General features: G+C 61.0%; 7 protein-coding genes and 2 pseudogenes. 4 read left to right on the top strand and 5 right to left on the bottom strand.

Annotation, left to right across the window (positions count from 1 at the left end; genetic code table 11):
* From AB5Y97_RS02810 to fdhD, 3 genes and pseudogenes are all read left to right on the top strand, one after another.
* Positions 1–547: pseudogene (locus tag AB5Y97_RS02810) on the top strand (IS3-like element ISAeme20 family transposase); the annotation flags it as partial.
* A gap of 48 nt (positions 548–595) precedes the next feature.
* Positions 596–1,807, top strand: a complete 1,212-nt coding sequence (locus AB5Y97_RS02805) for a sigma 54-interacting transcriptional regulator (RefSeq protein ID WP_368157225.1) — start codon at positions 596–598, stop codon at positions 1,805–1,807.
* Positions 1,804–2,637 carry a formate dehydrogenase accessory sulfurtransferase FdhD gene (gene fdhD, locus AB5Y97_RS02800; RefSeq protein ID WP_151285878.1) on the top strand — a complete coding sequence of 278 codons (834 nt, stop codon included), beginning with the start codon at positions 1,804–1,806 and terminating at the stop codon, positions 2,635–2,637. The genes AB5Y97_RS02805 and fdhD overlap by 4 nt, the downstream gene beginning before the upstream one ends.
* Before the next feature lie 113 nt (positions 2,638–2,750).
* Here the strand turns inward: fdhD and asd are convergent, their stop codons facing one another.
* The 4 genes from asd to AB5Y97_RS02780 form a co-directional block, all read right to left on the bottom strand.
* Entirely contained in the window at positions 2,751–3,863 is a 1,113-nt protein-coding gene (gene asd, locus AB5Y97_RS02795; protein WP_005345266.1) for an aspartate-semialdehyde dehydrogenase, read from the bottom strand.
* Positions 3,864–4,224: 361 nt separating this feature from the next.
* Complete coding sequence (locus AB5Y97_RS02790) at positions 4,225–5,532, bottom strand: D-amino acid dehydrogenase (RefSeq protein WP_335837196.1); 1,308 nt, start codon at positions 5,530–5,532, stop codon at positions 4,225–4,227.
* A gap of 156 nt (positions 5,533–5,688) precedes the next feature.
* Positions 5,689–7,209, bottom strand: coding sequence for a cryptochrome/photolyase family protein (locus AB5Y97_RS02785; protein ID WP_368157224.1), 1,521 nt, complete (start codon positions 7,207–7,209; stop codon positions 5,689–5,691).
* On the bottom strand, positions 7,209–7,373 hold the full coding sequence (locus tag AB5Y97_RS02780; protein WP_368157223.1) for a DUF2256 domain-containing protein: 165 nt from the start codon (positions 7,371–7,373) through the stop codon (positions 7,209–7,211). Before AB5Y97_RS02780 ends, AB5Y97_RS02785 begins: the two co-directional genes overlap by 1 nt.
* 460 nt (positions 7,374–7,833) lie before the next feature.
* Here AB5Y97_RS02780 and AB5Y97_RS02775 point away from each other — a divergent pair.
* A pseudogene (locus AB5Y97_RS02775) lies at positions 7,834–8,907 on the top strand (tryptophanase); the annotation flags it as partial.
* On the opposite strand, the gene AB5Y97_RS02770 reads toward AB5Y97_RS02775, so the two are convergent.
* Entirely contained in the window at positions 8,907–10,109 is a 1,203-nt protein-coding gene (locus AB5Y97_RS02770) for an ISL3-like element ISAeme19 family transposase (RefSeq protein ID WP_368157222.1), read from the bottom strand. The pseudogene AB5Y97_RS02775 and the gene AB5Y97_RS02770 overlap by 1 nt on opposite strands.
* Positions 10,110–10,207: the final 98 nt, after the last annotated feature.

Genomic DNA, 10,207 nt, shown 5'->3' with positions numbered 1-10,207 from the left:
GCCCGTGGCGGAGAATCTCCTTGGTCAGGTCTTTGCGCCGACGAAGCCCAACGAAGTCTGGACCGGTGATATCACCTATATTGCCACCGACGAAGGCTGGCTTTATCTGGCTGGTCTCAAGGATGTGTTTACCTGTGAGATAGTGGGTTATGCGATGGGAGAGCGAATGACCACCGGGTTGGTCAGTCAGGCGCTGTTTCGGGCTGTGCAGCAGAAGAGGCCACCCGTTGGGCTTATTCATCACACAGACCGGGGCAGTCAGTACTGTGCCAAGGCTTACCGGGCTCTCCAGGTACAATTTGGCATGCAGACCTCCATGTCACGCAAGGGGAACTGCTTCGACAATGCCCCGATAGAAAGCTTCTGGGGGTCTCTTAAAAATGAACTGGTTCACCACCATAGATTCGAGACGAGAGCGGAGGCCAAGGCAGCGATTCAGGAATACATAGAGATTTTTTACAACCGCCAGCGTCGGCATTCACGACTTGGCAATGTCAGCCCGGCGGAGTTTAACAAGAGGTATTGGAGAACTGCTCAGGCTGCTTGATCCGGGACTGTCCGATCTTGTCAGGACACCTCAGACAGCTCCTGCATTTTGCCGCTGCGCTATCGGGGCAACCTGCTGGGGGTGTTGATCCTCTCGCACCCCAACGCCGACTTCTTTGCCGATATCGATATCTCCTTGCTGGAGCAGGTGGCGGCGCGCACCGCCATAGCCATGAATAACGTGCAGGCGCAGCAGGAGATCTCCAACACCAACGGTGCCAAAGAGAAGACCATTCGCATCAACGAACCGCAGATGCAGGGGGAGTTCCCCCACATCATCTACCAGAGCGCGGTGATGGAGAGCGTGCTGGAGAAGGTGCGGCTGGTGGCCGAGAGCGACAGTACCGTGCTGATCCTTGGCGAGACCGGCACCGGCAAGGAGCTGATCGCCCAGGCCATTCACGCCCTGAGTGCCCGCCACGACCACGAGATGGTGAAGGTGAACTGCGCCGCCATCCCCACCGGCCTTATCGAGAGCGATCTGTTTGGCCACGAGAAGGGGGCCTTTACCGGCGCCCTGACCCAGCGGATCGGCCGCTTTGAGCGGGCCCACAAGGGCACCCTGTTCCTCGATGAAGTGGGGGATATGCCGCTGGACTTGCAGCCCAAACTGTTGCGGGTATTGCAGGAGCACGAGCTGGAGCGGGTGGGCAACAGCAACCCCATAGCAGTGGATGTAAGGCTGGTGGCCGCCACCAACTGCGATCTGCTCTCCATGGTCAAGAACAAGCGTTTCAGAAGCGATCTCTACTACCGTCTCAATGTCTTTCCCATCAAGCTGCCGCCCCTGCGCGAGCGGCGCGAGGATATTCCGCTCTTGGTCAATTTCTTTATCAAGAAGATCGCCAAGCGGATGCGTCGCACCATCACCTCGATCCCCGCCGATGCGATGAAGATGCTGGTGTCACTCCCCTGGTACGGCAATATCCGCGAGCTGGAGAACGTTATCGAGCGCGCCGTGGTAATGACCCGCGGCCATGTGCTCAACCTCTCGCCCGATGAGCTGATGCCCCTCAAGGGTTATCACAAGATTGAGACCCTGGTGTATGACGAGCCCGCCACGCCGCTCTTTGCCGAGGAGGGGCCGACCGATGAGCGCGAGGCGATCATCGCTGCCCTGCGTGACTGCAACGGCATCGTCGCTGGCGAGCGGGGGGCGGCCAACCGCCTTGGCATGAAGCGCACCACCTTGCTCTCAAAAATGAAGCGGCTCGGCATCTCGGCCAGAGATCCCGAGATCATTGACGGGGTCGCACCATGAGAGAGCTACTTGAGCTGGAGGCGCAGAACGAACTGGCCCGCTGCGCTATCCACCGCGAGGTGGTGCACTACCGCGCCGATACACTGACCTGCGACAGCGAAATGGCGCTCCCCTCCGAGACGCCGGTGGCGCTGGTCTACAACGGCATCGCCCACAGTGTGATGATGTGTTCGGCCTCCGATCTGGAGGATTTCGCCATCGGCTTTTCGCTATCCGAGGGGATCATCGACAGCCTGCTCGATATCCACGACATCGAGCAGATTGACGGCTGTCAGGGCATTGAGCTGCACATCACCCTGGCCAATCGCTGCGTTCATCGCCTTAAAGAGAAGCGGCGCACGCTGGCGGGCCGTACCGGTTGCGGCATCTGTGGCAGCGAGAGTCTGGAGCAGGTGATCCGCACCCAGCCAAGCTTGCCCGATAGTCAGCGTCTGGCGGTGGGCCATATCGACAAGGTATTGACCGCGCTGCGCCCGCTCCAGCTATTGGGCCAGCGCACCGGCGCCACCCATGCGGCGGTGCATCTGGATGGTGAGGGCAATATTCTCGCCATCCGTGAGGATGTGGGGCGCCATATTGCGCTGGACAAGCTGGTGGGCCATCTGTGCCGCACGGGTCGCCGTGACGGCGCCATTCTGGTGACCAGCCGCGCCAGCTTCGAGATGGTGCAAAAGTGCGCCAGCGCCGGAGTGGAGATCTTGCTCGCCATCTCCGCAGCCACCGAGCTTGCGGTCGAGCGGGCCGAGCAGACCGGGCTGACGCTGGTGGGCTTTTGCCGCCCCGGGCGGGCCGAGATCTACAGCGGCTGTCAGCGAATCCTGCTCAAGTAACGGCAAGCGTGAGCGCAAGGCTGCAAACCCGCTAAACGGGTCACGAAAACAGGCAATGAAAAAGGGCGGGGAGTGTGACTCCCCGCCCTTGTTGTATCTGCGTCTGTGGCGGATTAGCGCGCCAGCAGGATACGCAGCATGCGGCGCAGCGGCTCGGCGGCGCCCCACAGCAGCTGATCACCTACGGTAAAGGCGGCCAGATACTCAGGGCCCATATTGAGTTTGCGCAGACGACCCACCGGAATGCTGAGGGTGCCGGTAACGGCCGCCGGAGTCAGCTCGCGGGCTGTGATATCGCGATCATTGGGGATCACTTTTACCCAGTCGTTGTGGGCAGCCAGCAGGGCTTCGATCTCCGCCAGCGGCACATCCTTTTTCAGCTTGATGGTGAAGGCTTGGCTGTGGCAGCGCAGGGCGCCGATCCGCACACAGAGACCATCCACCGGAATGACAGCATTCTCGATACCCAAAATCTTGTTGGTTTCGGCCTGACCCTTCCACTCTTCACGGCTCTGGCCGTTGTCGAGCTTGGTGTCGATCCAGGGGATAAGGCCACCGGCCAGCGGCACGCCGAAATTGTCTACCGGCAGGGTGCCGGAGCGGGTCTTCTCGGTGATCTTGCGCTCGATGTCGAGAATGGCGGAGGCAGGATCGGCCAGCTCGACCGCTACTTCATCCCGCAGCATCCCCATCTGGGTAACCAGCTCGCGCATATGGCGGGCACCGCCACCGGAGGCAGCCTGATAAGTGGCGACACTGACCCACTCCACCAGGTCGGCCTTGAACAGGCCACCGAGGGCCAGCAGCATCAGGCTGACGGTGCAGTTGCCGCCGACGAAGGTCTTGATGCCATCATTCAGGGCCTGCTCGATGACGTCGCCGTTGACCGGATCCAGAATGATGACGGCATCTTTCTCCATCCGCAGGGAGGAGGCGGCGTCAATCCAGTAACCCTGCCAGCCAGCGGCTTTCAGGCGCGGATAGACATCCTTGGTGTAGTCGCCGCCTTGCGCGGTGATGATGATATCCTGCTTGGCCAGCGCCTCGATATCGAAGGCGTCCTGCAGAGTACCGGCATCGACGCCGAAGTTGGGTGCGGCCTCACCGGCCTGGGAGGTGGTGAAGAATGTGGGTTGAATATGGGCGAAATCCTGCTCTTCCTGCATCCGGCTCATCAGAACCGATCCCACCATGCCACGCCAACCGACCAAACCTACTTTTTTCATATTGTCCTACCCTGGATTGCTGCTAAAGAAACTCGTGGTGACACCCGTAACCCCTTGTCTGGCGACGCCTGTTTACAAGCGGTTTACAGGCCATTTAAAAAATATGCGCTGCGAAAAATGCGTCTATCCACATTACGGATTGTGACGGCTTGCGCAAGTCGAATTGCGCAATATTCTGTGCCGTTTGCTGCATTAACCGGCAGCCAGACTACCGCTCAGGCAGACGGGGAGGGAGAAGGTCAACATCAGACGAAAAGGCCACCGTTTATGGCGGTGGCCTGTCAATAAAGCGGTTGAGGACGTCCTCTGCTGTTGTCTGAGGGCGTAGTTGGCGAGTGAAACAGCCCGACAGCTTAGGCGCTTAGCCGTAACGGGCCAGGGTGAGCCCCTCATCGCTGATGGCGGGTTCGCTGCCGCTGATGAGATCGCACAACAGCTGACCCGAACCGGCCGCCATGGTCCAGCCCAGGGTGCCGTGGCCGGTATTGAGCCAGAGACCGGGAATGGGGCTCGGCCCCACCAGCGGGGTACCGTCCGGCGTCATGGGGCGCAGGCCGGTCCAGAACTCGGCTTGGCTGATATCGCCCCCCTCGGGAAAGAGATCGCCGACCACCATCGCCAGGGTGTCGTGGCGTCTGGGGTTGAGGGCGAGGTTGTAGCCCGACAGCTCCGCCATGCCGCCGACCCGGATCCGCTCGTCAAAACGGGTGATGGCCACCTTGTAGGTCTCGTCGAGCACGGTACTGCGCGGCGCGGCCTCGGCATTGATCATCGGCAGGGTGAGGGAGTAGCCCTTGACCGGATAGACAGGCAGCTCCAGCCCGAGCGGGCGCAGCAGCGGCCGTAAAAAGCCGGTGGCATAACTGCCGAGCGCGCAGACGATAGCATCGGCGCGATAGCGCTGCTCGCCCGCCCGCACCGCCACGGCGCGGCCGCGGGCTTGCTCAATCTCGTCGATGTCGCAGTTGAAGACGAACTTGACCCCGAGCTTCTCGGCTTCAAGGGCAAGGGCCTTGGTGAAGCGGAAGCAGTCGCCGGTCTCGTCGCCGGGCAGACGCAGGCCGCCGACGATTTTGCCGCGCACCCGCGCCAGCGCAGGCTCTACCACTTCGCAGCCGCTGGCATCCAGCGACTGGTAGGGGACGCCGTATTCCTCCAGCACCTCGATATCGCGCTGGCTGGCATCGAGCTGGGATTGGCTGCGAAACAGCTGCAGGGTGCCGAGCTGGCGCCCTTCGTAATCGATGTTGAGCTCGTCACGCAGCCGCTTCATGCAGTCGCGGCTGTATTCGGCCAGACGCACCATGCGCCCCTTGTTGGTGGCGTAGGCGGTCGGGGTGCAGTTGGCGAGCATTCTGAGCATCCAGCGAAGCTGGAAGGGGTCGGCGGTGGGGCGCACGGTGAAGGGGGCATGCTTTTGCAACATCCATTTTGCCGCCTTGAGGGGAATGCCGGGGGCCGCCCAGGGGGCCGCATAACCCGGGGATATCTGCCCGGCGTTGGCATGGCTGGTTTCAAGGGCGACGCCACCTTGTCGCTCCAGCAGGGTTACTTTGTGACCCGCTTTGGCCAGATACCAGGCGCTGGTTACCCCAATTACGCCGCCACCGAGAACCACTATCTCCATATCGTCTTTCCTTGACTGATCTCCTGATGTGGCCACCACCATAATCAGCCGCCACAGGATATTCAACCGCTCTACGCAGGATTGGGATCTCCGTCTGCTTGCCAGTCACAAGCTGGTGTTTGGTGCGATGGTGAGCCTGATTGCCAGCGTAAATCGCTGCGCTGTTGTCAGGGGCATCTGTCAGGGAACATGGCCCGCTTACAACTGCTCCAGCTGGATTAGGTAGTGCTCCGCCGTTGCTAGAATAGCCTGCTGTTGTTCGGCAGCTTGGCCATCCCAGTTGGCATAGGGGAGGGCGAGGCGGGGATTGCCGCCCAGTTTGTCCCGATTGCGCCAGAGAAAGTGCCAGTAGAGGCTGTTGAAGGGGCAGCTCCCGTCGCCGTGGCGGGCTTTGACCTGATAGTGGCACCCCTTGCAGTAGTGGCCCATCCGCTCGAGATAGGCGCCGCTGCTGGCGTAGGGCTTGCTGCCCATCAGGCCGCCATCGGCAAACTGGCTCATGCCGCGGGTGTTGGGCAGCTCCACCCATTCGATGGCATCCACATAGATACCGAGATACCAGGCATCCACCTCATCGGGGTCAATCCCCGCCAGCAGGGCAAAGTTGCCGGTCACCATCAGCCGCTGGATATGGTGGGCGTAACCGTGCTCAAGGGATTGGTTGATGGCGTGGCGCACGCAGGCCATGTCTGTTTCACCGCTCCAGAAAAAGCCGGGCAGCGGCCGGTTGGCACCGAGAAAATTGGTCTGCTGATAGTCGGGCATCTTCTCCCAGTAGAGGGCACGGACAAACTCGCGCCAGCCGAGGATCTGGCGAATAAACCCCTCGACCTGCGCCAACGTGATGGTGGCCTGATTGGCCTGCCAGTGGGATTCGGCGGCGCGGATCACCTCAAGCGGATGAAGCATCTTGCTGTTGAGGGAAAACGACAGGCGGCTGTGAAACAGGCTCCAGCCCCGCTCGCTCAGGGCATCCTGATAGCGGCCAAAGTGGGGCAGGCAGTGGGCCAGAAAATGGGCCAGCAGCTCGCGACTCTGGCGCCTTGTGATGGGCCACGGCAGCCTGCTGGCATCTGCCTCGCCGATGGTACTGACCCCGTGACGGGTCAGCATGGCATCAATCTCGCTCACCTCGTTGGCAAAGGTGAGGGGTTCCGGGATCGGCTGACGCTCCGGCAGCTTGGCGCGGTTCTCGTCATCGAAGTTCCAGCGCCCGCCAAGGGGTTGGCCGCGCTCATCGAGCAGCACTTGGTATTGCTTTCGCAAGGCGCGGTAGAAGAACTCCATCCGGCTGTGGGGGTAGTGCTGCCAGCCATCGCGGGGGGTGAGAAAATGCTCGCTCTCCACCTCGGTGGCAGGGATGGCAAGGCCCGCAGCCCAGCTTTTCAACTGGCTGGCGAGGCGCCACTCGTCCGGGCTCTGCCAGGCAAAGCTACTGGCCTGATGTGCTTCGAGCTGAGCTGCCAGCAAGCCGGGCAAGTCGGGCCAGTGGGCGCTCTCATCGAGAGTCAGGTAACAGACGCGGTGGCCTGCTTTCCTGAGTGCCGCCGCGAAGGCGCGCATGGCGGCAAAGAAGGCCAACACCTTCTGACGATGGTGGTGGCAGTAGTCGGTCTCCTGACGCAGCTCCGCCATCAGATAACAGATTGCCGGATCCGGGGTGCGAAACCAGCTGTGACCGGCGTTCAGCTGATCGCCAAGAACAAGACGCAGCTCCATCACACTCGCTCCCCCTCAGGTTGCTGTCTGCTGTGACGAGCGTGGCGACAGCGCTCGCTGCAGTAGCGAATCTCCTCCCAGCTGCGCGCCCACTTGCGCCGCCAGCTGAAGGGGCGCAGGCAGACGGGGCAGATCTTCTCGGGCAGATGGGGTTTGCGATACATGATGGCTTCCGGCCCTGACTGATGGGTAATGTGGCGTGTGGTTAGGGAGAATAACGAACAGGGGGCGCGGGCGGATCAACCTCACTGCCAGTTTACCGCGCAGATGCCTACTTTGTGAGCGGGCGCACAGCCCGTCAGTGCACTCCTTGTTTGCCAATTAACCAGCCGTTAACGTGGCGAGGCTGCCTGTTGGCAGCATCCATCAACGGATCTTGTTGGCCATCGACTGTCTACAACCGATATGGAGGGGAGTGATGCCAATCATGACAACTACGCCCCGGGCAGCTTGTCTGCTCGCCCACTGGTATACCCGGGATCCCATTCTCACCTTCGACTTTCCTCACCGCTGATTGGCGGCACCCGGCGTTTGAATTTGTCAGCCGGACGACCCTGATCGCACCTGCCTTTTTGCCAATCCCAATTTCAAACACACTGGCCTTGTGCCGGTGAGGAGTCTTATATGCGTCGTATACCCGAGCCGTTTCGTATCAAGATGGTCGAGCCCATCAAACAGACCACTGGCGCCGAGCGTCGTGCTGCCCTCGAGGCCGCTGGCTGGAACCCCTTCCTGCTGCTGGCCGAGGATGTCTATATCGATCTGCTGACCGACAGCGGTACCGGTGCCATGTCCGATCGCCAGTGGGCCGGCATCATGATGGGGGATGAGGCCTATGCGGGCAGCCGTAACTTCGTCGAGCTGGAGCGCACGGTACGCGAGATCTTTGGCTATCAGCATGTGATGCCCACCCACCAGGGGCGCGGGGCCGAGCAGATCCTCTTCCCCGAGCTGGTCAAGCGCTGCCAGGGCAAGGCGCCGGTCTTTATCTCCAACTACCACTTCGACACCACCAAGGCCCACGTGGAGTTGGCTGGCGCGCGGGCCATCAACCTGCTCACCCCGAAGGCCCTCGACACCACGGCCCCCTACGCCTGGAAGGGGGATTTTGATCTTCCTCGCCTGACCGACATCATCGAAACCCTGGGGGCCGACAACGTGGCCGGCATCATCATCACGGTAACCTGCAACAGCGCCGGTGGCCAGCCGGTCTCCATGGCCAATATGGAGGCGGTTTCCGAACTGGCCCGTCGCCACCATATTCCGGTGGTGATCGACGCCGCCCGCTTTGCCGAGAACGCCTGGTTTATCAAGGAGCGGGATCCGGCCTATGCCAAGCACAGCATCAAGGAGATAGTGCGCCAGATGTTCGCACTGGGGGACATCTTCACCATGTCGGCCAAAAAGGACGGGCTGGTCAATATCGGCGGGCTTTGCTGCTTCAAGGAAGATCTCGACCTGTTCCGCGCGGTGCAGGTGCGCTGCGTAGCGATGGAGGGATTCGTCACCTATGGCGGGCTTGCGGGGCGGGACATGGCGGCGCTTGCCATCGGTCTGCGTGAGGGGATGGATGAGGAGTATCTCACCTATCGCATCAGTCAGGTGGCCTATCTCGGCGAGCGGTTGGCCGAGGCGGGCATCCCCATCCAGACCCCCACCGGCGGTCATGCGGTCTTTGTGGATGCCAAAAAACTGGTTCATCGCGGCTTTCCGGGGAAGGCCGCCTTGATTTTCAGAAAAAAGTATTCTGAGTCCCTAAATCCATATGCCATGCGCTTTATCACTTTGATCTTGTTGTTCACCCCTTCCAGCACACTCGTGTGCATCGGGTAGTTTGCACTCGCCAGGATCCCCCGCATATATTTCGATAAATTTCGACCAAATCGTTGCAGCGGCGCTAGCCCGCTTTCCTTCACCTGCCGCATCCAGCTCCGCCATCGTCGCCATCCTTCCCACACGCTCGGCGCATACCAGATGCCCTTCAACCCCTCTTTCAGCACGTACACCATCGCCAGCGGTTGATTCGCCGCCAACAGCTCCTGCAACTTCACATCCTGTTTTTCACTCAACTTCGCCCGATTACGTAGCAGCAACCAACGCGCACTTTTGACCACTTTTCGCGCCGGTTTATCGCTTTTCAGTGCATTCGCCTGCTCCACTCGCACCCGGTCCACCACCTCTCGGCCATAGCGAGCCACCACGTGGAACAGGTCGTAGACCACCTCCGCCTGCGGGCAGTGTTGCTTCACCTCCAGGTCGAACGCCGTGTTCATGTCCATCGCCACCGCTTCAATCTGCTGGCATCGCTCGCCGAGCTGCTCGAAGAAGGGACGGATAGCGGCCCGGCTGTTGCCGTGCCCCACCCACAGGACGCGGATTCGCTCGGCATCCATGATCACGGTGGCATAGCGGTGTCCCTTGTGCAGGGCAAACTCATCCATCACCAGCCGCCGCACCTCCCCAAGTTCGATGGTGCCCACACTGGTCTGCAAACGGCGCTTGTCGATCTCCTTGATGGTGTGCCAACCGACCCCGGTGAGCTGGCTGACATGGCGGATGGGGAGGTACTGAACGAGCGCTTCAATCCAGCACTGCATGCGCCGGGTGAGGCGGGAGCCAGAGGGGAGCCAGTCGATATGTTCACTGACGCGACCACAGCGCAGACAGTCGACGCGGCGAACAGGCAGTTGTAACCAGACTTGTCGGTCAAATAGGTCTCGCTCACGCACCCGGCGGATACGTTGGTCGTGGATCAATGGCGTGGGTTGCAGGCATCGGCGACAACGGGGCAACAGGTCGGCGCGAGGCTCAAGGGTAAACAGGGTGTGATGGTTGGCAGAAAGCGCTTGGGCGATGACGGTATAACCTGGCCAGAAGGAGGCAATATCAATATGATGCACGGCGACAGCAGGGTGATGGTGGTGGTGTGTTTGGAGACAGCCAGTTTACCAGCACCCTGTCTGTCAACTTCCACTTCCCCAAGATCCCGCGAAGAACC

Source organism: Aeromonas sp. R10-2 (assembly GCF_040908445.1).
GTDB classification, from domain to species: Bacteria; Pseudomonadota; Gammaproteobacteria; order Enterobacterales; family Aeromonadaceae; genus Aeromonas; species Aeromonas veronii.
This window is presented reverse-complemented; position numbering and strand designations above follow the sequence as displayed.

Coding starts and splice junctions, on each gene's coding strand:
- fdhD (WP_151285878.1), top strand. CDS start 1,804: ATGAGAGAGCTACTTGAGCTGGAGGCGCAGAACGAACTGGCCCGCTGC.
- asd (WP_005345266.1), bottom strand. CDS start 3,863: ATGAAAAAAGTAGGTTTGGTCGGTTGGCGTGGCATGGTGGGATCGGTT.
- AB5Y97_RS02790 (WP_335837196.1), bottom strand. CDS start 5,532: ATGGTGGTGGCCACATCAGGAGATCAGTCAAGGAAAGACGATATGGAG.
- AB5Y97_RS02785 (WP_368157224.1), bottom strand. CDS start 7,209: ATGGAGCTGCGTCTTGTTCTTGGCGATCAGCTGAACGCCGGTCACAGC.
- AB5Y97_RS02780 (WP_368157223.1), bottom strand. CDS start 7,373: ATGTATCGCAAACCCCATCTGCCCGAGAAGATCTGCCCCGTCTGCCTG.